The sequence below is a fragment of the Mesorhizobium sp. NPDC059054 genome, from assembly GCF_042739215.1.
Taxonomy (GTDB): domain Bacteria; phylum Pseudomonadota; class Alphaproteobacteria; order Rhizobiales; family Rhizobiaceae; genus Mesorhizobium.
On sequence record NZ_JBHYHV010000004.1, the window covers coordinates 547,764 to 573,410 of the forward strand.

At 62.9% G+C, this 25,647-nt stretch carries 21 protein-coding genes; 11 read left to right on the forward strand and 10 right to left on the reverse strand.

The features are described 5' to 3' along the window. Positions 1-15: 15 nt before the first annotated feature. Positions 16-270 carry an amphi-Trp domain-containing protein gene (locus tag ACFWXH_RS19885; protein ID WP_379123068.1) on the reverse strand — a complete coding sequence of 85 codons (255 nt, stop codon included), beginning with the start codon at positions 268-270 and terminating at the stop codon, positions 16-18. Between the two features lie 90 nt (positions 271-360). Continuing rightward, a complete protein-coding gene (locus tag ACFWXH_RS19890; RefSeq protein ID WP_379123070.1) occupies positions 361-1,227 on the reverse strand; it encodes a LysR family transcriptional regulator in 867 nt (288 codons plus the stop codon). 86 nt (positions 1,228-1,313) lie between these two features. Between ACFWXH_RS19890 and ACFWXH_RS19895 the strand changes: the two genes are divergently transcribed. Next, a complete protein-coding gene (locus tag ACFWXH_RS19895) occupies positions 1,314-1,877 on the forward strand; it encodes a DUF4865 family protein (RefSeq protein WP_379123072.1) in 564 nt (187 codons plus the stop codon). 285 nt (positions 1,878-2,162) lie between these two features. Here the strand turns inward: ACFWXH_RS19895 and ACFWXH_RS19900 are convergent, their stop codons facing one another. The 3 genes from ACFWXH_RS19900 to ACFWXH_RS19910 form a co-directional block, all read right to left on the reverse strand. After that, entirely contained in the window at positions 2,163-3,599 is a 1,437-nt protein-coding gene (locus ACFWXH_RS19900; protein ID WP_379123074.1) for a pilus assembly protein TadG-related protein, read from the reverse strand. 354 nt (positions 3,600-3,953) lie between these two features. Continuing rightward, a complete protein-coding gene (locus ACFWXH_RS19905; protein WP_379123076.1) occupies positions 3,954-4,574 on the reverse strand; it encodes a hypothetical protein in 621 nt (206 codons plus the stop codon). 100 nt (positions 4,575-4,674) lie between these two features. Then, a complete protein-coding gene (locus ACFWXH_RS19910) occupies positions 4,675-4,896 on the reverse strand; it encodes a DUF1674 domain-containing protein (protein WP_054310491.1) in 222 nt (73 codons plus the stop codon). A gap of 198 nt (positions 4,897-5,094) precedes the next feature. On the opposite strand from ACFWXH_RS19910, the gene htpX reads away from it, so the two are divergent. From htpX to ACFWXH_RS19925, 3 genes are all read left to right on the forward strand, one after another. Beyond that, complete coding sequence (gene htpX, locus ACFWXH_RS19915) at positions 5,095-6,114, forward strand: zinc metalloprotease HtpX (protein ID WP_379123078.1); 1,020 nt, start codon at positions 5,095-5,097, stop codon at positions 6,112-6,114. Continuing rightward, complete coding sequence (locus ACFWXH_RS19920) at positions 6,105-7,490, forward strand: RsmB/NOP family class I SAM-dependent RNA methyltransferase (protein ID WP_379123304.1); 1,386 nt, start codon at positions 6,105-6,107, stop codon at positions 7,488-7,490. Before htpX ends, ACFWXH_RS19920 begins: the two co-directional genes overlap by 10 nt. 162 nt (positions 7,491-7,652) lie before the next feature. After that, positions 7,653-9,377, forward strand: a complete 1,725-nt coding sequence (locus tag ACFWXH_RS19925; protein WP_379123080.1) for a heparinase II/III family protein — start codon at positions 7,653-7,655, stop codon at positions 9,375-9,377. A gap of 101 nt (positions 9,378-9,478) precedes the next feature. Here the strand turns inward: ACFWXH_RS19925 and ACFWXH_RS19930 are convergent, their stop codons facing one another. Next, complete coding sequence (locus ACFWXH_RS19930; RefSeq protein WP_379123082.1) at positions 9,479-10,102, reverse strand: DUF2239 family protein; 624 nt, start codon at positions 10,100-10,102, stop codon at positions 9,479-9,481. 117 nt (positions 10,103-10,219) lie between these two features. On the opposite strand from ACFWXH_RS19930, the gene ACFWXH_RS19935 reads away from it, so the two are divergent. Together ACFWXH_RS19935 and purH are read left to right on the forward strand one after the other, a co-directional pair. Next, positions 10,220-10,549 (forward strand): GIY-YIG nuclease family protein, encoded by a 330-nt coding sequence (locus ACFWXH_RS19935; protein WP_379123084.1) that lies wholly within the window; start codon positions 10,220-10,222, stop codon positions 10,547-10,549. A gap of 102 nt (positions 10,550-10,651) precedes the next feature. After that, positions 10,652-12,268 (forward strand): bifunctional phosphoribosylaminoimidazolecarboxamide formyltransferase/IMP cyclohydrolase, encoded by a 1,617-nt coding sequence (gene purH, locus ACFWXH_RS19940; protein WP_379123086.1) that lies wholly within the window; start codon positions 10,652-10,654, stop codon positions 12,266-12,268. 62 nt (positions 12,269-12,330) lie between these two features. Here purH and ACFWXH_RS19945 read toward each other — a convergent pair whose 3' ends face one another. After that, a complete protein-coding gene (locus ACFWXH_RS19945) occupies positions 12,331-13,707 on the reverse strand; it encodes an MFS transporter (RefSeq protein WP_379123088.1) in 1,377 nt (458 codons plus the stop codon). Positions 13,708-13,904: 197 nt separating this feature from the next. Here ACFWXH_RS19945 and ACFWXH_RS19950 point away from each other — a divergent pair, with 197 nt between their 5' ends. Then, positions 13,905-14,837, forward strand: a complete 933-nt coding sequence (locus ACFWXH_RS19950) for a transglutaminase-like domain-containing protein (RefSeq protein ID WP_379123090.1) — start codon at positions 13,905-13,907, stop codon at positions 14,835-14,837. A 16-nt stretch (positions 14,838-14,853) separates the two neighbouring features. Beyond that, the gene (locus ACFWXH_RS19955; RefSeq protein WP_379123092.1) at positions 14,854-15,690 is read left to right on the forward strand and encodes a helix-turn-helix domain-containing protein; all 837 of its coding nucleotides are present in this window, start codon (positions 14,854-14,856) and stop codon (positions 15,688-15,690) included. Here ACFWXH_RS19955 and ACFWXH_RS19960 read toward each other — a convergent pair. Then, the gene (locus tag ACFWXH_RS19960; RefSeq protein ID WP_379123093.1) at positions 15,683-16,588 is read right to left on the reverse strand and encodes an NAD(P)-dependent oxidoreductase; all 906 of its coding nucleotides are present in this window, start codon (positions 16,586-16,588) and stop codon (positions 15,683-15,685) included. The two genes, ACFWXH_RS19955 and ACFWXH_RS19960, sit on opposite strands and share 8 nt — an antisense overlap. Beyond that, positions 16,588-17,184, reverse strand: coding sequence for a LysE family translocator (locus ACFWXH_RS19965; protein ID WP_379123095.1), 597 nt, complete (start codon positions 17,182-17,184; stop codon positions 16,588-16,590). The genes ACFWXH_RS19960 and ACFWXH_RS19965 overlap by 1 nt, the downstream gene beginning before the upstream one ends. A gap of 102 nt (positions 17,185-17,286) precedes the next feature. Between ACFWXH_RS19965 and ACFWXH_RS19970 the strand changes: the two genes are divergently transcribed. Next, on the forward strand, positions 17,287-18,156 hold the full coding sequence (locus ACFWXH_RS19970; RefSeq protein WP_379123097.1) for a LysR family transcriptional regulator: 870 nt from the start codon (positions 17,287-17,289) through the stop codon (positions 18,154-18,156). A gap of 21 nt (positions 18,157-18,177) precedes the next feature. On the opposite strand, the gene ACFWXH_RS19975 is transcribed toward ACFWXH_RS19970, so the two are convergent. Continuing rightward, entirely contained in the window at positions 18,178-22,974 is a 4,797-nt protein-coding gene (locus ACFWXH_RS19975) for an NAD-glutamate dehydrogenase (RefSeq protein ID WP_379123099.1), read from the reverse strand. Between the two features lie 140 nt (positions 22,975-23,114). Between ACFWXH_RS19975 and ACFWXH_RS19980 the strand changes: the two genes are divergently transcribed. Then, positions 23,115-23,678 (forward strand): peroxidase-related enzyme, encoded by a 564-nt coding sequence (locus tag ACFWXH_RS19980; RefSeq protein WP_379123101.1) that lies wholly within the window; start codon positions 23,115-23,117, stop codon positions 23,676-23,678. A 130-nt stretch (positions 23,679-23,808) separates the two neighbouring features. Beyond that, entirely contained in the window at positions 23,809-25,644 is a 1,836-nt protein-coding gene (locus ACFWXH_RS19985; protein ID WP_379123102.1) for an aromatic amino acid ammonia-lyase, read from the forward strand. Positions 25,645-25,647 lie beyond the last annotated feature (3 nt).

Below are 25,647 nucleotides of genomic sequence, written 5' to 3' on the forward strand. Positions count from 1 at the left end.
TTCTATAGGGATCGATCAATCGCCGGAGGCGCTTTCGTCTCCGGCGATTTCACGGTTCCACCTGAGCTGGAATTCGATCTCTTCCTCGCCCTCGCCGCGTTCGTGCTCGATGCTGGCCACCGCGCCGGCCGGAACGCGGATTTTTTCGCCATCGATGCTGATCTCGAACCTTTTCCCGGCTTCCAGCGCGTCGGCCAGCCGGCGCAGCTTGGCGACGAATTCCTGCCTCGGATAGATCTTGTCGATGTCGCGCACGGCAGGGTGGCTCATTTCCGTTTCTCCGTCAGCACGACGTGATACTCGATCAACATGGCTGCCAGATGAACGCTGCCGGCTGGCGTTAATTTCGCAAGAAACTCATCATCGCCCGGCTGCGCTCCTGAAGGCGGCGGCAAGAACCTTCACCACCTCGCGCACGTCACGCCGCCCCGGTCGCGCCATCAGGACGATATCCTGCGCCCCCAACGAGGGCAGGCCGAAGCTCTCGCCGACATCGACAGCGCCGGCCGGCGCAACCCTTTGCGCGAGCGCCGCCACAGCCAGGCCGGCGCTGACCGCCGCGCCGAGCGCCAGAACGCCCCCGCCGACGAAAGCTTCCCTCCACGGCAGACCCGCTTCGTCCAGCGCGTCGATGGCGAGCGCCCGGATTCCGCACGGCGCGGCCAATGCGGCCAGCCGGAGCGGCTCGCCCGATCGGTACTGGAATGACGGCGACGCGAACCAGCGAAATGGTTCGCGAAACAGGATCTCGCCATCGGCATTGTCGTCGCCGCGACGCGCGATCACCGCATCCAATTCGCCATGAGCGTAGCGGGCAACCACGTCACGCGAAGAGGCGATACGCACCTCTACCACCAGCGACGGGTCATAGGCGTTCAGCCTTGCAAGCAGCAGCGGCAATTCCGGTCCCGCGACATGATCGCTGATGCCGAGCGTCAGCCGGCTGGGTGCCACAGCCTGAATACCCGACAGCGCGCGCTCATGCGCATCGAGCAGATTGCGCGCCGCCGGCAGGAAACGCTCCCCCTGAGCAGTCAGGCTGACATGGCGCGGTGTCCGCTCCAGAAGCCGATGACCGAGCCGGGTTTCCAGCCGCTTGAGTTTCAGGCTGATGGTCGCTTGCGACGTATCCAGCACCTCAGCGGCACGGGTGAAGCTGCCAAGATCCGCCACCAGCCTGAAAGCCTGAACGGTATCGATATCGAGCACCCGTGCTTGATCACTCATGTTCAAAACTTATGATAGATATATCCGATAATATGTTTTCATAATCATTCTCTCATGACAAGCTCCATGCAAACAGGAGCAAAGCCATGTTGATGATGCAGTACATCCATCGTCTTCCCGCCGACTACGAGATGGACAAGCTCGCCAGGCGGGCCGCCAGCCTGGGTCCGGATTGGGACGACACGCTCGGCCTCGGCTTCAAGACCTTCATCGCGCAGCGGCGCGGCGAGAACGGCGCGATCAACAACGCCTATTCCTCGCTTTATCTGTGGCTGGAGGACGAGGCAGCCAGCGACTTCATCACTGGCGAGCGTTTCCAGAAGGTGATCGACGGCTTCGGCCGCCCGGCCATCGAGACATGGCTGCCGCTCGATATCCATCTCGGATCGGCCACCGGCGCACGTGCCGTCTATCGAGAAGACGTCCTGATCGATCCGGTGACCGATTTCTCGGCGCTGAAACGCAGCGAAAGCGAACGTAACACCTCGATCGTCAGCCAGGCCGGCACCTATGCGGCGGTGACGGCGATCGACCTGGCCAACTGGCGCCTGTCGCGTTTCCGGCTTTCTGCCGAGGCGGCAAGCACGCCCGAGCGAGGCTCCGCCTACGACATTCTGTATCTGGCGAACCCCGGAATTCCGGCGGCGTGAAACTGTTGCGGTCTTGCACTTGCGCTTGGCGCCAAAACACCCCACTTTGTGCGCGTGTTCAACGAACTGAAAGGAGGTGATCCAATGTCGAGTGATTTCGTTTTCCAGAGCGTGATCCCGGCGGATCGCCTTCACGGGGAGCAGCCTCTCCGCTGAAGCGCGAGACGCGCGGCGCACGATCCGAAGGGATCGTGGCCACGGGCCGCGCCTGGACGAAAGCCACGGAAGGCCGCCCATCGCAAGATGTGGCGGCCTTTTCCGTTTGTGAGGACGTTGGCGGACAGGCTATTTCGTCAGAGCCAGCCTGTTCATGTTGTCGGCGATATTTTTGAAAGCCGCCTCCAGCTCCGGTCCAGTGGAGGCATCAAAGAAGTGCTTTGTACCACCGCTGTCGGGGCTGGCGCATTTCTGCAATAGATCAATAGCCTTGGCCCTGGCACTGGCGGTAACGAAGCGATTGTAGAGATCGAAGCCGATTGTGTAGATTTCGATCCCCTTGGCACGCATGCCTTGGCAAAGCTTGACGGACGCGTTGCGCGTCGTGGCTTTGCCGTCCGGATCGTACACCCCGAAAGAATCAGCAGCATCGAAAAAGGACTGGTTGAATAGACCGTCCGTCATCAGGATCGCGTATTTGCCTATCTTGGTATTGTCATAGCCCATAGGCTGCTGCGATTCGGCGAGCACCCCTGCCCAATTCGGCGATAGCATGTACCAACCCCACTGCACACCGATATGGCCGGCCGTGCCGCCCCCTTTGTCATCTTTTACAAATGAGGCAATTCTTGCCTTCAGAGCCTCGGCGTTCGACGTGAGCGGCATTATTTCCGCCGTTGGACAGATCAAAGTTTCGCTGCCTCGTCCAAGGTCTCCGCCAGCATAACCCGGCAAGATCTTGTCCCGATTGACCATACTGCGTTCGGGACCATCATCGGTATAGTCCATGGTATATTGGTCTTTGCCCTTACGCTCGGTAGCGCAATTGTATGGATTGTTCGTGCTGTTGCTTGTATTCGCCGCAGGTCGCTGCATGGTATTGCCCGGTGCCTGCTTTCGGTCGCTCGCCGTGTTTTCAATGAAGACGGAGCTTGCCGCCAGGCCGCTGCCGACATTCACCGCATTTGCGTAAGGAATCAGCGCCACACGCACCCGTGGCCGGGTAGGACTCTGATTCTCAAAGATCTTATCGATCGCCACCTTTGCAGCGGCCTTGAGGTCCGCCATCTTTGTTCCCTGGGCCATCGACCCAGTGAGGTCGAGCACCATCGCGACCTCGATCTGCCTGAATGAAAAAACGGCAGCGCCTGTTTGCGACACCCGCCGCGTCTTCTCCAATCCGAACAAGGGGAAATAGAGTGGCACGTCGACATGGGCTTCGACCTGAAGCGTGAACTTGGAACGGTCCAAGTTCACTTTGTCGATCACGATCTGGTTGCTGGTCAAAATTCCGCCGGTACTGTTGGCGTCCAGATAAACCTTGATGATCTTTTTCGCCTCGTCCTCGGTCGCCGTCCCTGTGGTCAGATCCCGCGCCGTCGAGGTCACCGCGGCATCGATGGCGTTGCTCAGCGCCGAGCGGGCATTCATCATTTGCCCCACATCGACAGCGAAGCCCACGGCCAACGCCAGCAACCCCATGATGACGCCGGCCATGACCATGAAGTTGCCATGACGGTCACGGCCGAAACGGCCGGCCAGCCCCAAGAATTTATCCAATGCCATCGCCCTTCTCCGTCCTGCCGGACCGATGTCCGCAATGCAGGATTCCCGCCGGATGGCGTGGCATCTGTGCCGATAATGGTGATTGCTTGGTAAAAGCCGGGCTTTCCGACGCGCCTAATCGTAACGAAGGTAAATGCTGAGTAAAATTTCAAGCTGGCGCCGGCTACCATTTACCGGGCGCTAACCCTGTCAATTCCGACGGGATTCAACCCGAGGGAGAATTGTTCCGTTTGAAGACATATTTCCATGCCAGATTTGGCCTGGAACCGACAGCCTGCCTAGACCGGCAAAGCGCAAGGAAGCGGTGTACAGCCGACAAGCCAGCACACCGTTTCGTTGGCAGCCGACAGATGGCTAGAGCGCGTTGTCGATCGCTTCGGCCAATGCCGGAGCGCCACCGGAATAATTGTCGATCGATTGTGCGAGCGCCGGGTCATTTGCCTGCAGCCTGGCATTCACCGCCTCGATGCTGCTGGTTGAGAGCGGCTTGTTCGCCGCGACATCCAGAGAGGCTGCAACCTCGGCCAGCGTGGGCTGCGTAGCGCCTGGCTGCGGCGAAAGATAGCCCTGCAACAGCCCGGCATAGGTGCGCACCTTGCCGATCGCCGAGTTCGGCGCGGCATTGGCATAGGCCTTCGGCGAAGCGTGCAGGAAACCGTTCAACGACCCGAGTTCGTTGGCCGGTACGGTCTTCGTCGGTTTCTGGCTATGAGAAATCGACGCCTTCGCTACCTTTTGGCCGGAAGACGTCTTGGCGGTCTTGTGGCTGTTCGCCTTCGTCGTCTTGTGGCCGCCGCCCACCGAAGCGCTGTGGCTGGAATTGCCTTTACCCCCGCCATGGCCTCCGCCATTTCCACCACCCTTGCCGCCGCCATTGCCATTGGCTGCGAAAGCAGGCGAGCCCGCAAGCGCTGCGCCTAGCAGGGCGGCAGCGGCAACACGCAAAATCTTCCCTGTGGAACGGACGGATGGCATCAGGCTCTCCCTGTTCAGATCTTCCAGCCCGCGCGCCCCTTTGCGGGATTTTTCACCACTTCATGGTTGCAATATGGCCAGCCATCGCATCCTCGACAGTTCAGAAGTCGCTGGTCAGGCCCTTCACCTCCCAATCGCCATAACGATTGGGATCGTTGCCGCCACGACCCCCGATCTCCTTGGGCAATGCGGCCTCGGCGCGTTTATAGCCTTCACGCCGCGCTTCTGCCTCCGCCAGTGCGCGCTTGGCCTCCGGCGACAGCGCCTTATCCTTGCCTGCTTCGCCCGGCATCTGATGCGGCTTGCGGTTTTCGTCCGGCATGCTTTTCTTCCAATGGATTGAAACGGCTTGGGTTTCTAACCATCATATAGAGCAATTCCAGCAAAAGTGCGTTGCGGTTTTGCGTCCGGAATTGCGGCGAATTAAGAAGATGGAGCATTGGAGGCGGCTTTTCTCGCCAGAAATGCTCCAACGGAACCAAGGCGAGGGATCGACCCTTGCCCGACGATGGAGAAACATTTGAACACGATGCGCACAGCCATGCTTCTGGCCGCCATGACGGCGCTGTTCATGGGTGTCGGCTACCTGATCGGTGGCTCCGGCGGCATGATGATCGCGCTGGTCATCGCAGCCGGCACCAATCTGTTCAGCTACTGGAATGCCGACAAGATGGTGCTGTCGATGAACCACGCCGCCGAGGTCGACGAGCGCAGCGCGCCGGAATTCTACGCCATCGTGAAAAGCCTGGCTGCCAATGCCGGCCTGCCGATGCCGCGCGTCTATCTGATCGACACCGACCAGCCCAACGCCTTTGCCACTGGCCGCAACCCCGAAAACGCCGCTGTTGCGGCCTCCACCGGCTTGCTGCAGCGTCTTTCGCATGAAGAGGTCGCCGCCGTCATGGCGCACGAGCTTGCCCATGTGCAGCACCGCGACACCCTCATCATGACCATTGTGGCGACCTTTGCCGGCGCCATTTCCATGCTCGGCAACTTCGCCTTCTTCTTCGGCGGCAACCGCGAGAACAACAATCCGCTCGGCTTCATCGGCGTGCTGGTGGCGATGATCGTCGCGCCTTTCGCGGCGATGATCGTGCAGATGGCGGTGAGCCGGACGCGCGAATACGAAGCTGACCGGCGCGGCGCCGAGATCTGCGGCCATCCGCTGTGGCTGGCATCGGCCCTTGACAAGATCGCGCGCGGCGCCGAACGCATCCGCAACGACGATGCCGAGCGCAACCCTGCCACCGCGCATCTTTTCATCATCAACCCGCTTTCCGGCGAGCGCATGGACAATCTCTTCTCCACCCACCCGAATACGGAAAACCGTATCGCCGCTCTGCAGGCCCTCGCCACGCAAATGGGCCAGACTCGCGACGCTGGCGAAACCGCATATCCCGAAGCCGCACCTTCGCCACGCCATGGCCAGACCGATCCAGCCGGCCCGTGGGGCGGTTCCGAACCGGATGGGCAGGAGCAGCCGGAAGCGCCGAAATCCAATCCTTGGGGCCGCAAATCGTCCGAAGGCCCCTGGTCGTGAGACAGGGCGGCAGGGTTGCCCGCAAGCCAACCTCTCATCGTTCCGACAGCGCGCCGCAAGCGCCCGGCCTTGCCGCGCGCCAGGCGGCAGCGCGACTGCTGGCAGCCGTGGTCGATGCGCATACGCCACTGGACGGACTGACCGACAACGAGCATGGCCACCCGCAATACCGGGCACTCGACGGTCGCGACCGTGCGCTCGTTCGTGCCATTCTGGTGACGGCACTGCGCCACCGCATGACCATCGCCGGCCTGCTCTCACGCCGGTTGGAAAAGCCGTTGCCGGCCAACGCCACCACGCTTTCGCACATCCTGCATGTCGCCGCAGCGCAGGTACTCTTCCTGGACGTTCCCGATAGCGCCGCCGTCGACCTCGCCGTTACCCATGCCAAGGCCGATCCACGCACCGCGCGTTTTTCCGGTCTCGTCAACGGCGTGCTGCGTGCGCTGGCTCGGGCCAAGGATGTGGAGCTGACGCGGGCACTCGCGACGACCGATGATGCGCCGGCGTGGTTCGGCGACCGATTGCGCAAAGCCTACGGCTCCGAGACAGCCCATGCGATCCTCGCCGCGCATCGGATCGAGGCGCCGGTCGATTTCACGGTGAAGGCCGATCCAGCGCTCTGGGCAGAGCGATTCGGCGGCATCGTCCTGCCGACAGGCACGGTGCGCGTGGAGAAACTGCCCGCTGCTGTTATTGAATTGCCAGGGTTTGCCGAGGGCGCCTGGTGGGTGCAGGATGCCGCTGCCGCCCTGCCGGCCGGGCTTTTCGGCGATATCACCGGCAAACGTGTCGCCGATCTTTGCGCCGCCCCTGGCGGCAAGACCGCACAGCTGGTCCTGGCCGGTGCGAAAGTAACGGCGGTCGACACCTCGAAAAGCCGGCTGACGCGGCTCCGGCAAAATCTGGACCGGCTCGGCATGAACGCCGAGGTCGTCCAGTCCGACCTGTTCGATTACACCCCGGCTGAGCTTTTCGACGCCGTGTTGCTGGACGCGCCCTGCTCCTCCACCGGCACGGTGCGACGCCACCCCGACGTGCCGTGGACCAAGACGCCGGCCGACATCGGCAAGCTCGCCAATTTGCAGCGCCGACTGCTCCAGCGTGCCGTCACGCTGGTGAAGCCGGGTGGCCGAATTGTCTTTTCCAACTGCTCGCTCGATCCGCTCGAGGGTGAGGATCTGCACCACACGTTCCTGACCGAAGCGAAGGACATCATCGATGATCCGATTCGGCCGGACGAAATCCCCGGCATCGCGCCCTTTGTGACGCTACAGGGCACATTGCGCACCACACCCGCCGGCTTCGATCTAGCCAATCCGGCGTTATCCGGCCTCGACGGCTTTTTTGCCGCACGGCTGCGCAGGACAGGCTGAAATCCACCATTCCGGCCTTTCCTGTCGCGGCAAAATACCCGAAACCCTCCAAAAAAGGTCTGGCGCGGCCCTGATCTGTGAGCTTTCGGCGGAATTCGCTTTCAAGGATATTGTTGAATCCTATAATTCAGCCGGGCGGACGGGACAAATCGAGGAGGTTTTTTGGCACTCGCTGCCGACGAAACGACGCGTCTGTGGGCGCTCGTCGCGAAAGAGTTTTGGCGTAAGGCACGCCGGCGCCTGCGCGCCGGGCCTATCTATCGCTGGCGCTATTCGGGCCGCACGCCCGAACGCGTCCTGATCGCGCCGCCTGATCTCAGGCTGGCCGATCCGCAGATCGCGCACGAGATCTATTATGGACGCTTTCCGCTGTCCGGCCATCTGGTCGAGACCGGCGGCCTGTCGCCGTTCCAGCTCGATGTCGCCCATGATGGCTGGGTGCGCTCGCTGCACGGCTTCCGCTGGCTGCGCCACATGCGTGCCGCTGGAACCGATCTTGCCGCCGCCAACGCACGCGCGCTGGTTTCCGACTGGATCGTCCAGCACGGCAATCGCATTGCCGGCCCGGCCTGGGAGCCGGGCACCACCGCCAAGCGCATCATCGCCTGGCAGCAGCATTCATCCGTCGTCCTGCAAGGTGCCGAATTCCCGTTCTATCGCGCCTTCCTGAAATCGCTTGCGGTGCAGATCCGCTATCTGCGATCGCTGGCGCGCGAGATGCCGGACGGCAAGGACAGGCTCCGCGCCCGCGTCGCTCTTGCTTTTGCCGCGTTGTCCCTACCCGCGCCGGCCTCGGCATTGCGTTCGGCAACACGCAATCTCGGCGAAGAACTCGACCGCCAGATCCTTCCCGATGGCGGCCATATCTCACGCAATCCGCTGACGGTGCTGGAAATCCTGGCCGATCTTCTGCCGCTGCGCCAGACCTACGCCAATCAGGCCGAGACGCCGCCGGCAGGATTGATCGGCGCCATCGACCGCATGCTGCCGGCGCTGCGCTTCTTCCGCCACCAGGACGGCAGCCTTGCCCGCTTCAACGGCATGGGCGCCACCATTCAGGATCGCATCGCGGCGATCCTGCGCCATGACGACACCGCCGGCGCTCCGCTGCTGCATGCGCCCTATTCCGGCTATGAGCGATTGGCCATGGGCGACGTGACGGTGATTGCCGACACCGGTGCACCGCCGCCGATCGATGTTTCCAGTTCGGCCCATGCCGGCTGCCTGTCGTTCGAACTGTCGTCCGGCCGCCAGCACTACATCGTCAATGCCGGCGTCGACACTTACGGTGCCGCTGAATTTCGCCCACTGGCCCGCGCCACTGCCGCGCATTCCACCGCGACGGTCAACGATACGTCATCCGCGCGTTTCGCCCTGTCGATGCGCGTCGGTGGTCTGCCGGGTTCGCCTCTGCTCGGCGGTCCGCGCAATGTGTCGAGCGAACGTCTCGACGACGGCGGCCGCCAGGGCTTCCTCGCGCGTCATGACGGTTACGCCCAACGCTTCGGAATCCTGCACGAACGCGAGTTGGTGCTGTCGGCGAATGGCAATGTTCTGACTGGCCGTGACCGTTTCCTGCAAGCTGGCAACGGTGCGGTCCGCAGCGATGGGCAGCACCTCGTCGCGGTCCGCTTCCACATCCATCCTGACGCCAGCCTGTTCCGCGACGAGCAGGACCGACTGGTCCTAGCCGCGGAAGGCGGCGACATCTGGGTGTTCACCTCTCCGCAAGTGCAGCCGGAGGTCGAGGAATCGATCTTCTTCGCCGGCATAGTGGGGCCGCGCCGCAGCCGGCAGATCGTGCTGCATTTCCAGGCAACGGCCCTGCCGGAAGTACATTGGCAGTTGGTACGCACCGGTCAGGCCGGCTTTGCACCGAAGGCTTGATCCCAGAGCGTTTTCGTTTTTTGCGGAAACGTTCTAACTCTTTGTTTTTACGCAATTCCGGACGGAAAACCGTTACACACTTTTCCTAGAATTGCTCTCTCTCATTCGTCGGGCGCGAATCCCGCAAGCTTCTGAGCGTGCGTTCGGACATCCGCCGGCCATTTTGCCATTTCCCGCGTGAACCTCTCCAAATCGCCGGCAAACAGGGCGCGCGACGCCTCCTCGAAACCGGGCAGGTTTCCGGCCATGGCTGAAAGGAAGCGATAGGCTGCCTCTCGTCGCATACGCCGGGCGCTCTCGTCGCCATCGGAGCGACGTGCCGTATCGACCAGCCGGCGTAGCGCTTGCGAGGCACCGCCCGGCTGAGCCGCCAGCCATTCCCATTGCCGCGGCAGCAGCGTGACTTCGCGCGCGACCACTCCGAGTTTTGGTCGGCCACGGCCGCGGGCCACAGCGTCCGACCCTTCCGCCGCAGATCGATCCTCGGCGACGGGTTCGGTAGATGGGACCGGTGGAAACCGCGCGGCAAGCCGTGAAATGATCTCCGCATCCGAACCGCGCAGATCGAGATCGACGACGGCCCCCGTGGCATCGTCGAAGACCAGCGCGGCGACATCCTCACCACCCTGCGCCTTCACGGCGAGCGCCACTTCAACCAGCGGTCCACTGGTTATGCGGCGGTCACCCTGGAACGCGGTACAGGCCGCAATCAAAGACAAAGGCATCAAAACTCTCCTTGGCTCGGCCTTATGCACCTGTTCAGACCTTCTCGTCAATATTACCCGGGTATAATTGACAGGGCCGGACATTGCTCCTACATCCAGCCCGGAAAGGTTTTGATCATGAGCAACATCGACAAAAGGGCCGCCATCGCAGCCTACAAGAAACGCGATGCCCCGGCAGGCATCTACGCGCTGACCTGCGCTGAAACAGGTCAGCGCTGGATCGGCCATTCGCCGGATCTGGACGCGATGCCGAACCGGCTCTGGTTCACGCTCAGGCTGGGCAATCACCGCTCGACCGAATTGCAGGCGGCCTTTAACCGGCACGGCCAGGACCGCATCGCCATCAGAATAGTCGAGCGCTTCGAAGAAGACATCCAGCCCGAAGGCGCGGCGCTGAAGGAGCGCTTATCCTTCTGGCGTGACAAGACGGACGCACTGCCGGCCTGAGTTTGTGGCCCGGTACATGTTCCGGCCCTGACTGCGCTTGATTTTGAGCCTCCTTGTGCTAGGGCCGGGCCATCTTCCTCAGCCCGCAGAAAGGCTGCCGCCATGGCCGTCGCCGCCAAGAACATTCCCGCGCCGGATCTCGTTCCCGTCCGCCGCGCGCTGCTTTCCGTTTCCGACAAGACCGGCCTGATCGACTTCGCGGCGGCGCTTGCCAAGGCTGGCGTCGAACTGGTTTCGACCGGCGGCACCGCCAAGTCGATCGCCGCTGCCGGCATAGCGGTGCGCGATGTCTCCGAACTGACCGGCTTTCCCGAGATCATGGACGGCCGCGTCAAGACGCTGCATCCCTCGGTGCACGGCGCACTGCTCGGTGTGCGCGACGATCCCGAACATGCCGCCGCCATGCGCGACCACGCCATCCAGCCGATCGATCTCGTCGTCGTCAATCTCTACCCGTTCGAAGAAGTGCGCGCCTCCGGCGCCGGTTATGCGGCGATCGTGGAAAACATCGACATCGGCGGACCGGCCATGGTGCGTGCCTCGGCCAAGAACCATGCCTATGTCGCCATCGTCACCGAGCCGCAAGATTATGCCTCTGTCCTGCAAACGCTCGACGCCAATGGCGGCGCGCTGCCGCTCGAGTTCCGCAAGCAACTGGCGGCCAAGGCGTTTGCCCGCACTGCTGCCTATGATGCGGCCATCTCGGGCTGGTTCGCCGAGGAACTGAAAGTCGAGCAGCCGACCTGGCGCGCCTTCGGCGGACGCCTGCAAAGCGTGATGCGTTATGGCGAGAACCCGCACCAGTCGGCCGGCTTCTACGTCAACGGCGACGGCCGTCCCGGCGTTGCCACCGCGCGCCAGTTGCAGGGCAAACAGCTGTCCTACAACAACATCAACGATACGGACGCCGCCTTCGAACTGGCCGGCGAATTCGATCCCGTCCGCACGGCAGCGGTCGCCATAATCAAGCATGCCAATCCCTGCGGCGTCGCCGAAGCCACCTCGCTGAGGGAAGCCTACCTCAAGGCACTGGCCTGCGACCCTGTCTCGGCCTTCGGCGGTATCGTTGCGCTGAACCGCCTGCTCGATGCCGAAGCGGCGGAAGAAATCGTCAAGACCTTCACCGAAGTGATCATCGCGCCCGAGGCTTCCCAAGAGGCAGCAGCCATTGTCGCCGCCAAGAAGAACCTGCGCCTGCTGGTGACGAATGGCCTGCCTGATCCCCGTCAGGCAGGCATGGCCCTGAAATCGGTGGCAGGTGGGTTGCTGGTGCAGAATCGCGACAATGCCGTGGTCGACGATCTCGATCTCAAGGTCGTCACCAGGCGCGCGCCGAGCGAGGCCGAGATGGCCGACCTGAAATTCGCGTTCCGCGTCGCCAAGCATGTGAAGTCCAATGCCATCGTCTATGCCAGGGACCGCGCCACGGTTGGCATCGGCGCCGGTCAGATGAGCCGTGTCGACTCCTCGCGCATCGCCGCGCGCAAGGCGCTCGATGCTGCTGAAGCAGCTGGCCACGCCGAGCCGTTGACCAGGGGCTCGGTGGTCGCTTCGGATGCTTTCTTCCCCTTCGCCGACGGCCTGCTTGCTGCCGTCGAAGCGGGCGCCACGGCGGTCATCCAGCCCGGCGGCTCAATGCGTGACGATGATGTCATCAAGGCAGCCGACGAGCACGGCATCGCGATGGTGTTCACCGGAACAAGGCATTTCAGGCACTAGGCACCTTCCTTCTCCCGTGACGGGGGGAAGGTGTCGCGAAGCGACGCGAGGAAGCTGTTGCCTTATCGCTTCGCCTTGTCCGCCGGATAGGGCGTTCCGGCGAGGATCGCCATGCCGCCAAGCAGGAACAGGATGATCATCGCCATGCCAAGGCGCGGCGATCCGGTTGTCGCTGTGACAGTGGCAATCAGAAACGGCGCCAGGAAGCTGGTCGCCCGCCCGGCCAGCGCATAGATGCCGAAATAGCGGCCGGATTCCTCCGCCGTGACGCTACGCGCCATATAGGAGCGCGACGACGCCTGCACCGGTCCGAACGCCAGGCCGATCAGCAGGCCGTAGACGATATAGGCCTTCTCGGCGGGCGTGCCGAACAAGCCGCCCGTATCGACGCCGGGAAGCTGCAGCCAGCCGAACAGCGTATAGCCCGGTCCGGTCGAAATGATGCCGACGGTGGCGATGGTCAGCAGAACCAGCGAGATCATCACGACGACCTTCGATCCGAGCCCGGTGTCGAGCCGCGCGGCGACCCAGCAGCCCAGAATGGCGACGACGTTGAGGATGATGCCGAACACGCCGATCTCGGTGATCGACCAGCCGAACATCGCCGCGGCAAAGGCACCGCCGAGGGAAAGCAGCGCATTGACGCCGTCCTGGTAGATCATGCGGGCAACGAGGAAGCGGAAGATGCCGACACGCTTGCGCACCTCGGCAAGCGTCGATTTCAGCTCAGCCAGGCCCTGCCTGACCGCCGGTCCGACCGGGATGCCCTTTATCGCGTCCGGCGTGAAAAAGAACATCGGCAGGATGAAGATGAAGTACCACAGCGCCGAGAGCGGCCCGGTGGCGCGCGCGTCCTCGCCGAGCTTGGGATCGAGACCGAAGATCGGATCGAGACCGGCAATCGTCTTCCCGGTTTCCGGTGAGCCGGCCATCAACGCCACGACGAAGATCAGCGCCACCATGCCGCCGAGATAGCCGAGCCCCCAGGCGATGTTGGAGACCTTGCCGATCTCGGCCTTGGGCACCAGGCGCGGCATCATCGAATCGTTGAAGACCGTCGAGAATTCCGCCGCCACCGAGGCCAGCGAGAAGAACAGCACGACCAGGAAAAGGTTCGACCCTGGTGCGGCGAACCACAGAAGCGACAGGCTGATGATCTTGATTGTCGCGAAGAAGGCGATCCACGGCTTGCGCGGACCAGTCTGGTCAGCGATCGAACCGAGGATCGGGGAGAGCACCGCGATCACAAGCCCTGCCGCGGCCAGTCCATAGCCCCATACGGCCTGGCCCATGGCTGGGTCCGCCGACAGGCGCGAGACGAAATAGGGACCGAAGATGAAGGTGGTGACGACTGTGAAGAAGGGCTGGGCTGCCCAGTCGAAGAACATCCAGCCCCAGATGCCGCGCCTGGAAGCGCGCTGCATGGTCACGTCGGTCATTTGTCCTCCGCCGCTTTCGTCCCGTTCGCGGCGGCCCATGTCTGCACGTTTTTCGCGACACTGCAAAGACCCGATACCGGTCCGATGCCGCGACCCAGCGCGAGGGATATCGATGACGTGGCTGCAAACACGATCAAGCGGAGTGTGAAATCCTGCGGCAGAACATCGAGATGACCCCTCGATCACGGGAGACGATCATGACCGCCTCAGCCCAGGCCCCTCGTTCATCCAATTCCGCCCCTGATTCCGTTCTCGACTTTTATGCCCGGCAGTCCGCCTTCAGCACGCCAGGCCGTCATGCGGCCCAGTTCGACGCCTTGCCGTCGGATCCGGCTGGCATCGCTCGCGCCATCCAGGGCCTGCTGATCTACGAGTATGTCGCCGAGCCATTCTACGGTTGTCCCATTGGCGAAGAACGCCGCGCCGAAAGCCATATCCGTCCCGTCGAGAAGATCATCGACACGTTGCTGGCACTCGACAGCCGGCCGCTCTCCGTGGCGCGGCTGCCTGAACACCGTCTTGTCGGCATCTGCCGGCATTTCATGCTGCTTGCCGTCGCCATCTTCCGCCACCATGACATCCCCGCCCGTGGTCGAGGCGGCTTCGGCGCCTATTTCAATCCAGGCAAGTATGAGGACCACTGGGTCTGCGAATACTGGCAGGCGGATGAACATCGCTGGGTCCTGCTCGACAGCCAGATCGACGCTGTCTTTACCCGCAACCTGTCGATCCGCCTAGATCCACTCGACGTACCGCGCGATCAGTTCCTCACATCACCAGACGCATGGCGCAGCTGTCGCAATGGAGACCTGGATTCCGGACTCTTCGGGATCGAGTTTTCGCAGATGCGCGGCTTGTGGTTCGTCGCCGGCAGCCTGGTCCGCGATCTCGCTACCCTGAACGGATGCGAAATCCTGCCTTGGGATGTCTGGGGCGCGCAGCCGGCCGTCGACACCAGGCTTTCAACCGGCGAGATTGCCTTCTTCGACGAAGTCGCCGCGCTGACTGCCGATCCGGACATGAATTTCGATGCAATGCAGCGGCGTTTTGCCAATGATGCTAGGCTTGCTCTGCCGCATTTGGTCTTCAACGCTTTGCGCCAGCGCCGGGAAGATGTCTTCACAGTCTGAAACGCGAATCGTCGCCATGCCGACACCGGTCGAAAAGGCCATCTGGTTTATCGAGAGCCACTTCGCCGGCAACATCACGCTCGATGATGTCGCGAGGGTCTGCGACCTCTCGCGGTTCCAGATGTCGCGCCTGTTTTCCTATGCGACCGGCAATTCCGTGACCGGTTACCTGCGCGGACGGCGGCTGACCGAGGCAGCGCGCGCATTGGCATCGGGCGCGCCGGATATCCTCGCCGTCGCCATCGACGCGGGTTATGGGTCGCACGAAGCCTTCTCGCGCGCCTTTCGTGATCAGTTCGGTCAGACCCCCGCCGAAATCCGAGGGCGCGGCCATCTCGACGGCCTCGCTTTGGTCGAACCGCTGCGCGAAGATCCGAAAGTCTCCATGCAGCTACCATCACCTCGCGTCGAGGCCTCCGGTCCGCTGCTGATCGCAGGCATCGGCCGTCGCTTTGCCTGCGACGACTTTGCCGGCATCCCGGCGCTCTGGCAGGAATTCACGCCACATCTCGGCGCGATCCCTGGCCGGAAAAGCACCGCTGCCTACGGTCTGGTAACCGGAACAGGCGCCGGCGACACCTATTTTTATTTAGCTGGCGTTGAAGTTCGCGATTTTGCCGAACTGGATGGCGCCTTGACTGGAATCCGGCTGCCCGCACAGCGTTGGGCGATCTTCCGCCAGGACGATCACATCACCACCATTTCGGCCACCATCCACGCCATCTTCTCCACGGCTTTGCCGAAAGCAGGGTTGACGCCGGGCGATATGCCCGACCTGATCGAGCGCTACGGCGAGGATTTCGATCCGGTCACCGGTGCGGGCGGGTTCGAAATCCGGGTGCCGGTCATATAGCCCGCACCATCGCGGTGCGTGCCTCGATCGCGCGGATGACGGCAGCCATGTCGGATTGACCGAACCCAAGCGCTTCGGTCTCGCCATACAGCGCATGGCAGATATCGAGCAGAGGCAAGGCAACCTTCGCTGCCCGCGCCGCGTCGGCAATCAGCCGGTTGTTCTTGAAGACGTCGGTGATTGCTGCCTGTACGGAGAACTCGCCAGCGACAAGCTTTGCCGCCTTGATGCGCGAGACATCGCTCGCCATCGGCCCTGCATCCAGCACGGCGGTCAGCCGCGCAAGGTCCAGCCCATGCCGTTGCGCGAAATGCACCGACTCGGCCAGGCCCGTCACCATGGTGATCAGGAAGATGTTGACGGCGAGTTTCATCAGAAGAGCGTTGGGCACCGCCCCGCATGGAACCGTATCGCGGCACATCGGCAGGAGCAGCGGTTGCACCGCCTCCACCGCCTCGGTCTCGCCGGCAAGCATCGCCACCAGCTGCCCTGCTTCCGCCGGCTTGCGCGAACCCGAAACCGGTGCCTCGACATAGTGGCCGCCGGCGGCGCGGATGTCGGCCTCCAGGCCGTGCGAATAAACCGCGGAGGTCGTGCCCATGTGCACGATGATATGGCCCGTCACACAAGTGGCGAAATCGGCCGTATCACGCGCGAGCACCGCATCGATCGCCTGCTCGGTGGCCAGCATCAGAATGACGATGCGTGTCTTGGCGAAGACCTCGCCGGAGCTTACAGCCACCCTTGCACCAGCGTCGCGCAACGGTTCGCTGCGCATGGATGATCGGTTCCACACGAGCAGGGGAGTCCCAGCCCGCGCCATGTTGAGCGCCATGGGTTGTCCCATCACGCCGAGGCCGATGAAGCCGATTTCGTTGTCCGTCGACACGATCGGCATCACAACCACATCGGCACGATCGAGAGCGCGAGCGACACGCCGAGCATCATGTTGACGGCACGCCATTGCGCTTCGGTCCGTATAAGCCGCGCCATCACCGTCCCGGCGGTGCACCAGAGCGACACCGAGACGGTGGCAGCGAAGCCAAAGGCAAATGCCAGCAGGACACTGAGCTGTGCCGGACCACTGGCCAGTGCAGCGAAGGAGGCAGCCGCCCCCAATGTCATCGCCCAGGCCTTAGGGTTGACCCACAACAGCCAAACCCCACCCACGAAACTGGTAGGCTGCGCCAACTCGGCATCGAGGCGTGGCGGGCCGGCACGGCCGACCTTCCAGGCAAGCCACAACAGATAGGCCGAGCCGGCCCCTTTCATGACAAGCTGCAGTGACGGCATCGCTTCCAGGACACCGGCGAGCCCAGCAGCGGCGGCGGCGGCCATGCTGGCCAGCCCCGCGGCGATGCCACCCATCAACGGGATCGAGCGACGAAAGCCGAAATGAGCGCCCGAAGCGGTGGCCAATGTCGTCGCCCCGCCCGGCGTGACCGACGAAACCAGCGCAAAGAGGACCAGCGGCGAGACGGTTTCTGGCGACATGCCCTTCTCCGGACGACAGCAGCGGCTTCATTGCTATCCGCTGCCCAGACATTAGGGAAACGCATGTTGATTATGATTAGCATTAGAAGTCATAATGCAGAGATGGCCCGTAACCTCGACATTGCCTTGATCAGGACTTTTCTCGCCGTCGCCGAGCGCCGCAACATGACTGCCGCTGGCAACGCGCTGCACCTCACGCAAAGCGCCGTCAGCCAGCAGATCGCCAGGCTGGAACAGGCTTTCGGCCGAGAACTCTTTTCGCGCGACCGACGCGGCCTCAAACTGACGCCCGCTGGCGAACGCCTGCAGGGAAAGGCGCGCCATCTGCTTGGGCTCAACGACGAGATCTGGGCCGATATGACAACACGTCGGGTCGACGGACCGGTTCGGCTCGGTGTGCCCTTCGACCTTGCAGGCCCATTGATCGCACCCATCCTGAAAGGCTTTGCCGGCGCCTTTCCGCAGGTCGAGATCTCGTTGCTCTGCGCTGCCTCGCCCGATCTCACGCAGGCGCTGGCCAGAGGCGAAATCGATCTGGCTTTGGTCGAGACACCACTCGGCGTCACTGAAGGCGAATGCCTCGCCATCGACCGGCTGGTCTGGGTCGGCGCCAGGGGCGGTGTCGCGCATTTGAAAACACCGCTTCCGGTTTCGATGGTGGCCGAAACCTGCGCTTTCAGACCCGCTGTCCTGGCAGCCCTGCAAGGTCAGAGTCGCGACTGGCGCACCGTATTCGAGAACGGCAGCATCGATGCCACCACCGCCACGGTGGCAACGGACCTTGCCGTGACGGCCTGGCTTGCCTTCACAGTGCCGCCACATCTGGACATCCTGCCCGCCGAGGCTGGCCTGCCGCCGCTGCCGTCTTTCGCGATCAACCTGCATTTGCCGGCAGGCGATGCGGCGCCCGCGACGCTCGAGCTGGCACGCCATATCCGCGAGGGCCTCTCGCGGACGCGGCTGGTGGCTTAGGACCTACCCTAAGTCGGGGCCTCAAGCCCCGATCAGATCGCTCATCAAGCCGGACGCCACCGAAAGCCGCGACACGGTGATCTCGCCGCCTTCCGTCAGCGCCTGCAGCCGTTCGCGCACACGGGCTATGCGTTCGCCACCGGCTTCCAGCCAGGCTGCAACCGGATCGGCCGCCTTGCCGTGCTGGGTGAGGGCCGCCACCGCGATGCCCCGCCGTGCCGCACCGATGGTGTCGGTGGCGCGGGACAGGGCCAACTGGTCGTAATAGTCGGGTGGCGTCACCGACCGCGCGGCTTCCTCGATGCGCGGAATGCGGAAGGCCTCGCTCACCGCGAAGAAGGCCTTCGCAGCCGCGACGATGTCCGAACCGGCAAGACGGGATGTAAGCGCGATGTCCGGGATCAGCTCCGCGACATCGGCCAGCGCCAGTCGCTCCGCCAGTTTGTCGGGGGCCCCAGCCTTGAACAGACCATGCCGCTTTTCCGCCAGCCGCTCGCGAGAGAAATCCGACAGCAGCGACACCAGTTTCGGCTCAAGCGCCTTGCGCGCCTCCAGCAGTTCGGTGATGCGCTGGCTGAGCGGCGCGGCACCTCCGTCGTTCTTCAGATACCAGCCCGCCGTGACGAAGATAAGCCGGCTGACGATCTGGTAGAGCTCGATCTGCACCTGCCCATCGATCTTGGTGTCGAGCGCGTTGATCTCGTTGTAGAGCCCCGGCAGGCCGAAACCGTCGCGGATCACCGCGAAGGTGCGCACCACGTCAGCGGCACTGCGGCCGGTAGCCTCCATCAGACGGTTGGTGAAGGACGGTCCGCCACGATTGACCAGATCGTTGGCGACAACACGGGCAATGATCTCGCGCCGCAGCCGGTGACCGTGGATCTCCTCATTGAATTTCTTGACCATCCGTTCCGGGAAGTAACCAATCAGATCGGTGTTGAAATGCGCGTCGTCCGGCACATCCGAGGCGACGATATCGGAGAACAGCACGATCTTGGCATAAGCGAGCAGAACGCCGAGCTCCGCCCGGGTCAACGGCTCGCCGCGCGCCTCCCGCTCGGCCAATGCCGCCGGCGACGGCAGCGTCTCCACCGCGCGATCAAGCAGGCCACGCGCCTCGAGCGCCGCCATGAAACGACCCTGATGCGCGATGTCTGCCAGCCCGCGCTTGCGGGCGAGCGACAGCGCCAGCGTCTGCTCGTAATTGTTGGAGAGCACCAGATTGCCGACCTCGTCGGTCATCTCGGCCAGCAGCTTGTTACGCGCCGGCCGAGCCAGCGAACCTTTGCGCATCGCCGACGCCAATGCGATCTTGATGTTGACCTCGACGTCGGAACAGTTGACGCCGCCGGAATTGTCGATGGCGTCCGAATTGTTACGCCCGCCGGCCAGGCCGAACTCGATACGGCCACGCTGGGTGACGCCGAGATTGGCGCCCTCGCCGATCACCTTGGCGCGTACGTCCATGGCGTTGACGCGGATCGGATCGTTGGCGCGGTCGCCCGCATCCTGGTTGGTCTCCGAGACCGCCTTCACATAGGTGCCGATGCCGCCGAACCACAGGAGATCCACCGGAGCCTTGAGAATGGCCGTCATGATCTCGGCCGGCGTCGCTGTCGTCTTTGCAAGACCGATCGCAGCTGCGGCTTCCGCCGGCAATGTGATCGACTTCTGGCTGCGCGATACGATGACGCCGTTCTTCGACAGCTTCGATTTGTCGTAGTCCTGCCAGCTCGAACGCGGCAGGTTGAACATGCGCTTGCGCTCGGCGAAGGAAGCCGCCACGTCCGGCTCTGGATCGATGAAGATATCGCGATGGTCAAAGGCCGCGATCAGCTTCGTATGTTCCGACAGGAGCATGCCGTTGCCGAACACGTCGCCGGACATGTCCCCTACACCGACCACGGTGAAGGACGTCGCCTGGATGTCGCGATTCATCTCGCGGAAATGCCGCTTCACCGCTTCCCAGGCACCCTTGGCGGTGATGCCCATCTTCTTGTGATCGTAGCCGGCGGAACCACCCGAAGCGAAGGCGTCATCCAGCCAGAAGCCGTGTTTTTCCGAGATCGTGTTGGCGGTGTCGGAGAAGGTCGCCGTGCCCTTGTCGGCTGCGACGACGAAATAGGGATCGTCGGCGTCGTGGCGCACCACGCCGGCCGGCGGCACGACATGGTCGATGCCGATATTGTCGGTGATCGACAGCAGGCTGGAAACGAAGTTGATATAAGCTTGCCGGCCTGCCTCGAACCACAAGTCGCGCTGGCTGGCCGGCGGCAGCCGCTTCGGATAGAAGCCGCCCTTGGCGCCCACCGGCACGATGACGGCATTCTTCACCTGCTGCGCCTTGACCAGACCCAGCACTTCCGTGCGGTAGTCCTGGGCCCGATCGGACCAGCGCAAGCCGCCGCGCGCCACCGCGCCAAAACGCAGATGCACGCCTTCCACCTCGGACCCGTAGACGAAGATCTCGCGCCACGGCCGTGGCTCCGGCAGCCCGTCGACGGCACGCGAATCGAGCTTGATCGCCAGCGACTGGCCGCGCTCCTTCTTGCCGTCCACGAAATGATTGGTCCTGAGCGTCGCTTCGATCAGGTTGAGGTAACGACGGATGATGGTGTCGTCGTCGATGCTGGGAACATCTTCCAGCGCATCCTTGATCTTCGCCTTGAGATGCCTGGCTGTGGTCACGCCCTCTCCCGCCGCATCCTTTCCATGTCGGGCAACGAAAAACGCATAGAGGCCGCGCGCGATATCAGGATAGCGATTGAGCGTCGCCGCTATGAAGTCCTGGCTCTGCGGAATGCCGGCCTGCTGCAGGTAGCGGCCATAGGCGCGCAGCACCAGGATCTCGGTTGCTTTCAAGCCTGCGGTCTGGGCAAGGCTGTTGTAGCCGTCATTGTCGACATCGCCGCGCCACACCGCCAGGAACACATCCTCGAACAGCGTGCCTTCATCGGCAAGGTCGATGGGCTGGCCGTAGGCGTTCTCCAGTTCCATGTCGTGGATGAAGACGCGGTTGCCCTCCTCCTTGTCTATCTCGAAGGTGCGCTCGCTGATCACCCGGAAACCGGTGTTTTCCAGGAGCGGCACACGCCGCGACAGCGCCACCGGGCTGCCGTGATGATAAATCTTCAGCGAAGCCTGCTCCGGCGTCTGGCCCGCGTCGCGGTAGTAGTCGATGTCGATCGGATTCTCCGCCGAGATCCTGGCGATACGCTCGGCATCGACCAGCGCCACTGCCGGCGAGAACGAGTCGCGATAACTTTCGGGGAAACGCGCGGCGACCGCCTTCAGCGCAGGGTCGTTGCCGCCGGCTTCGGCTGCCTCGGCCAACACATCTTCCCAGGTGCGCACGATATCGCGGATTGCCGCCTCGATGGTTTCCTGCTCCACCTTGGGCGTCTTGCCGCCGGAACGGCCGATGATGAAGTGTACGCGGGCCAGGCCACCTTCCGGAAAGGCCGGATAGTAAGCCGACAAACGACCATCAAAGACGGTCTTCAGATAGACGCCCATCTTCTCGCGCACGACGCTGTCGTAGCGATCGCGCGGCACGAAGACGAGGATGGAGACGAAGCGGTCGAACTGGTCGGCGCGCACCAGCGCGCGTACACGCGGCCGCTCGATCAGGCCGAGGATAGCCTCGGCATGCTTGCGCAGAGTCGGCACCGGAACCTGAAACAGTTCGTCGCGTGGATAGCTCTCGAGAACGTTGATCAGCGCCTTGCCGGAATGGTCGTCCGGATTGAAGCCTGATTTGGCGATCACCGTTTCCGCCTTGGATCGCAGATAGGGGATCTTCATCACCGAACGCGTGTAGGCGGTCGAAGTGAACAGGCCGACGATGCGCAGTTCGCCTGCCAGCTTGCCGTTCTTGTCGTAGGTCTTGATGCCGACATAGTCGAGATAGATGCGCCGGTGCACCACCGACTTGGCGTTGGCCTTGGTGACGATCAGCGGTTCCGGCCCATGCAGGAAGGCGCGAATTTCAGGTGTCGTCGTTACCGCCTCGGTGCCACGCCGAAGCACCAGCACATCCGGATCGGCGAGGATGCCCAACCCCGGCTTATCGTCGCGTTCCAGACTGCCGCTCTTCTCGCCGCCGGAATATTTGAACTCGCGCATGCCGAGGAAGGTGAAATTGTCATCGCGCAGCCATTCGAGGAAAGCGATACCCTCGGCCACATGTTTCTTGTCCAGAGGCACCGGCGCGTAGCGGAATTCCGAGATCGCCTGGTCGAGCCGTGCCAGCATTGGCTTCCAGTCGGTAACGGCGGCGCGCACCTGCGCCAGCGTCTTGGTCAGCCGCGCACTCAGCGCCGCCCCGGTTTCCTCCGAAAGCCGGCCGATATGGACATGGACGACGCTGACCTTGTCGAGGCCGCCATCTTCCTTGACCAGGCCGCCGTCGCCGACGATTTCGGCAACCCCGGTCTTCGAATGCCTGACCGCGATGACAGGATGGGTGACCAGGGTCGGCTCGCCCGCAACCTCGGTGATCTCGCCGAGGATCGAATCGAACAGGAAAGGCATGTTGTCGTTGACGACGGTGATCACCGTCACCGGCCGCCCCTGGCGCGATATGCCGGGTGCCGTTTCGATGGCAACGATGCTTTCGCCCTTCTTGTGCCGGGAAACCGCACTCTCAGCCAGTTCGGCAGCGCGCGCGAGATCAGCCACGTCATAGGCGGCGACATCTTCGGACGGAGCCCTCGCCAGCAGATAATCCGCAAGCCGCCCTGGCTTTTGACCTTCCTTTCCGCCACCTCCCTTCACCACCGGTTTCTTGGGCTTGGTTGCGGACTTCAGGCTGGCCATGATGCGATTTTCCTCCGCCATAGGCTGCATTGCGACTATCGTAGCAGATGATCGCCTTTTGGCGACAAAGGTTTGACGGCTGCCTAAGAAAAATGCTGCCTGCATAAGAAATTTGCAGAGGCTGGCGAAAGGACACCGCAATGAGCGAGAAAATCACCGCACTGGACTTGCCCCAGCCGGAACTGAGCGACGCCACCAGGGCCTATTTTGCCAAATGCGAGGAAAAGCTCGGTCTCGTGCCGAACGTGCTCAAGGCCTACGCTTTCGATGAAAAGAAGCTGCGTGCCTTCACCGACACATACAATGATTTGATGCTTGGCGATTCCGGGCTTTCCAAGCTCGAACGCGAGATGATCGCTGTCGCGGTCTCCTCCATCAACCATTGCTATTATTGCCTGACCGCGCACGGCGCAGCCGTACGCCAGTTGTCCGGCGATCCGGCACTCGGCGAGATGATGGTGATGAACTTCCGCGCCGCTGACCTTTCACAAAAACAGCACGCCATGCTGGAATTCGCGGTGAAGCTGACCGAACAGCCGGCAAAGATCGTCGAAGCCGATCGCGAGGCGCTGCGCAAGGCAGGTTTCACCGATCGCGACATCTGGGACATCGCCTCGACCGCCGCCTTCTTCAACATGTCGAACCGCGTCGCCGCCGCCATCGACATGCGTCCGAACGCCGAATACCACGCAATGGCAAGGTAGGACCACAGAGGTTTCGCTATCGGTCCTGACGCCGACAATCGTTGACAGGGGGCGTCATCCCATTACCGTTTCAGGAAACAAAATTTCGGCGGGGTAAAAAGTTCCTGAATCTGAATAAATGGGAGTTTCCATGCTGGACCGGAGAACCGTTCAAAGACCAAGATCATATGTCCTCCATGCGCTTGCGATAAGTCTCGCGCTCCTGGCGACACCTTCTGCGTCGGACGCTTTCGAAGCGCCGCAGACCTACCAACCCATCACCGAGACCGAAGCCGGCAGGACGGTGACGCTCACCGGACGGGATCTCACCATTGAACAGGTCATCGACATCGCCCGCAACGGCGCCAAGGTCGAGCTCAGTCCCGAAGCGTTGCAGCGCTCGGCCGACGCCTATGGCCTGCTTCTGGAGGGCGCCGCCGAGGGCGTGACGATCTACTGGTTCAACCGTGGTGCCGGCGACCAGCGCGAAACGGTGATCTTTTCCGGCGACCCGACCTCGCCGGAAAACACCAAACTGCTGAAGGATCAGCAACTCGCCCGCTTCAAGGGCGGCGTCACACGCGGCTATGGGCCCGAGATCGCCGAGGAGGCGCTGGTTCGCGCCATCATGGCGATCCGCGCCAACACAATGTCTTATGAAGCGGCGAGCCCGCAACTCACCCATATGCTGGTCGACATGCTGAACAAGCGCATTACCCCGGTCGTGCAGTCGCGCGGCACGCTGGGTGAAGGCGATTTGTCGACGCTGGGCAATATCGCCGCCGCGATGGTCGGCGAAGGCGACGCCTACTACCGTGGCGTTCGCATGCCGGCCGCGCAGGCGCTGGATGAAGCGGGGCTGAAGCCGCTCGAACCGTTCGGCGCCGATCAGGCGGCCCTGGTCAGCACCAATGCCTATGCCCAGGCGCAGACCGTGCTGCTGGTCGAGGACGGCCGCCGGCTGCTCGACTGGACCGATCTGAGCTACGCCATGGGCCTCAACGGCATGAACTCCAGCGTCACGCCGATTTCAGCGCCGGTACAATCGATGCGGCCCTACCCCTGGCTGACCTGGGATGCCGCGCGTGTCATGGACATGATCAAGGGCAGCTACCTCTTCGACGACGATCCGGCTCGCATCATCCAAGACCCCGAAAGCATGCGCGCCTCGAGCCAGCGGCAAGGCTCCGCCTGGCAGGCCTGGGCGGAGCTGCGCGACAGCGTGCTGCTTTCGATCAATTCCTCGGACCACAACCCGGCGGTGTTGCCCGGGTTGACACCGGAAAGCTCATGGGAACTCGCCACGCCGCAATTCATGAAGTACTACGTCAAGGGCGGGAAATTGAGCAATGGCAAATCCGGCTACATCTTCTCCAATGCCAACTGGGATCCCTACCCTATGGCGAACCAGGTCGAGGCCTTCACCAACGCCCTGACCAATCTGGGTGTGGCGGTCGCCCAGCGCATCGAGCGGTTCCGCAATCCGTTCTTCACCGTGATCAAGCCGGCGGACGTGCTCAGCGCCGAGGAGCGCAAGGAAATCCCGACCTTCGATGGTTATCTGCCGACCGATCTATGGCAGGAGCTTGCCGGCCTCGGCACGCCGGTCTCGCCGGCCGGCCAGGCGATCGTCGCCACGGTCGAGGACCTGGAGGCTGCGACACGCATCAAAACGCAGCGCGCGCGTCAGGCCGTCGACCTTTCCTTTCATCTGCTTGCGCAGGATCTTCTGACGGCAAGCTATTGGATGGACGTGCGCAAGGCGCAGAAACCGGACCGCAAATTCGGCGAGGCGCCGACGGCGGCCCTTGCAGCGCTGCGCAAGGTGGTGCCATGGCGCCAATCGCCAGCCGAGAGGCCGAAACGGCCGCTCGGCATCGTGCTTTACGAATTCATGCAGGAAACCCCGGCCTCGAACTTCTATCCGGCAGGCCCGAAGGCGCCCGAAAGCGCAGCCACTCCGACTGCCGGCGTAATGCCCAAATAGGCG

What these genes read in the sequence shown, in the direction of transcription:
- ACFWXH_RS19885 (WP_379123068.1), bottom strand. Translation starts at nt 270, where the DNA reads ATGAGCCACCCTGCCGTGCGCGACATCGACAAGATCTATCCGAGGCAG.
- ACFWXH_RS19890 (WP_379123070.1), bottom strand. Translation starts at nt 1,227, where the DNA reads ATGAGTGATCAAGCACGGGTGCTCGATATCGATACCGTTCAGGCTTTC.
- ACFWXH_RS19895 (WP_379123072.1), top strand. Translation starts at nt 1,314, where the DNA reads ATGTTGATGATGCAGTACATCCATCGTCTTCCCGCCGACTACGAGATG.
- ACFWXH_RS19900 (WP_379123074.1), bottom strand. Translation starts at nt 3,599, where the DNA reads ATGGCATTGGATAAATTCTTGGGGCTGGCCGGCCGTTTCGGCCGTGAC.
- ACFWXH_RS19905 (WP_379123076.1), bottom strand. Translation starts at nt 4,574, where the DNA reads ATGCCATCCGTCCGTTCCACAGGGAAGATTTTGCGTGTTGCCGCTGCC.
- ACFWXH_RS19910 (WP_054310491.1), bottom strand. Translation starts at nt 4,896, where the DNA reads ATGCCGGACGAAAACCGCAAGCCGCATCAGATGCCGGGCGAAGCAGGC.
- ACFWXH_RS19930 (WP_379123082.1), bottom strand. Translation starts at nt 10,102, where the DNA reads ATGCCTTTGTCTTTGATTGCGGCCTGTACCGCGTTCCAGGGTGACCGC.
- ACFWXH_RS19935 (WP_379123084.1), top strand. Translation starts at nt 10,220, where the DNA reads ATGAGCAACATCGACAAAAGGGCCGCCATCGCAGCCTACAAGAAACGC.
- purH (WP_379123086.1), top strand. Translation starts at nt 10,652, where the DNA reads ATGGCCGTCGCCGCCAAGAACATTCCCGCGCCGGATCTCGTTCCCGTC.
- ACFWXH_RS19945 (WP_379123088.1), bottom strand. Translation starts at nt 13,707, where the DNA reads ATGACCGACGTGACCATGCAGCGCGCTTCCAGGCGCGGCATCTGGGGC.
- ACFWXH_RS19950 (WP_379123090.1), top strand. Translation starts at nt 13,905, where the DNA reads ATGACCGCCTCAGCCCAGGCCCCTCGTTCATCCAATTCCGCCCCTGAT.
- ACFWXH_RS19955 (WP_379123092.1), top strand. Translation starts at nt 14,854, where the DNA reads ATGCCGACACCGGTCGAAAAGGCCATCTGGTTTATCGAGAGCCACTTC.
- ACFWXH_RS19960 (WP_379123093.1), bottom strand. Translation starts at nt 16,588, where the DNA reads ATGCCGATCGTGTCGACGGACAACGAAATCGGCTTCATCGGCCTCGGC.
- ACFWXH_RS19965 (WP_379123095.1), bottom strand. Translation starts at nt 17,184, where the DNA reads ATGTCGCCAGAAACCGTCTCGCCGCTGGTCCTCTTTGCGCTGGTTTCG.
- ACFWXH_RS19970 (WP_379123097.1), top strand. Translation starts at nt 17,287, where the DNA reads ATGGCCCGTAACCTCGACATTGCCTTGATCAGGACTTTTCTCGCCGTC.
- ACFWXH_RS19975 (WP_379123099.1), bottom strand. Translation starts at nt 22,974, where the DNA reads ATGGCCAGCCTGAAGTCCGCAACCAAGCCCAAGAAACCGGTGGTGAAG.
- ACFWXH_RS19980 (WP_379123101.1), top strand. Translation starts at nt 23,115, where the DNA reads ATGAGCGAGAAAATCACCGCACTGGACTTGCCCCAGCCGGAACTGAGC.
- ACFWXH_RS19985 (WP_379123102.1), top strand. Translation starts at nt 23,809, where the DNA reads ATGCTGGACCGGAGAACCGTTCAAAGACCAAGATCATATGTCCTCCAT.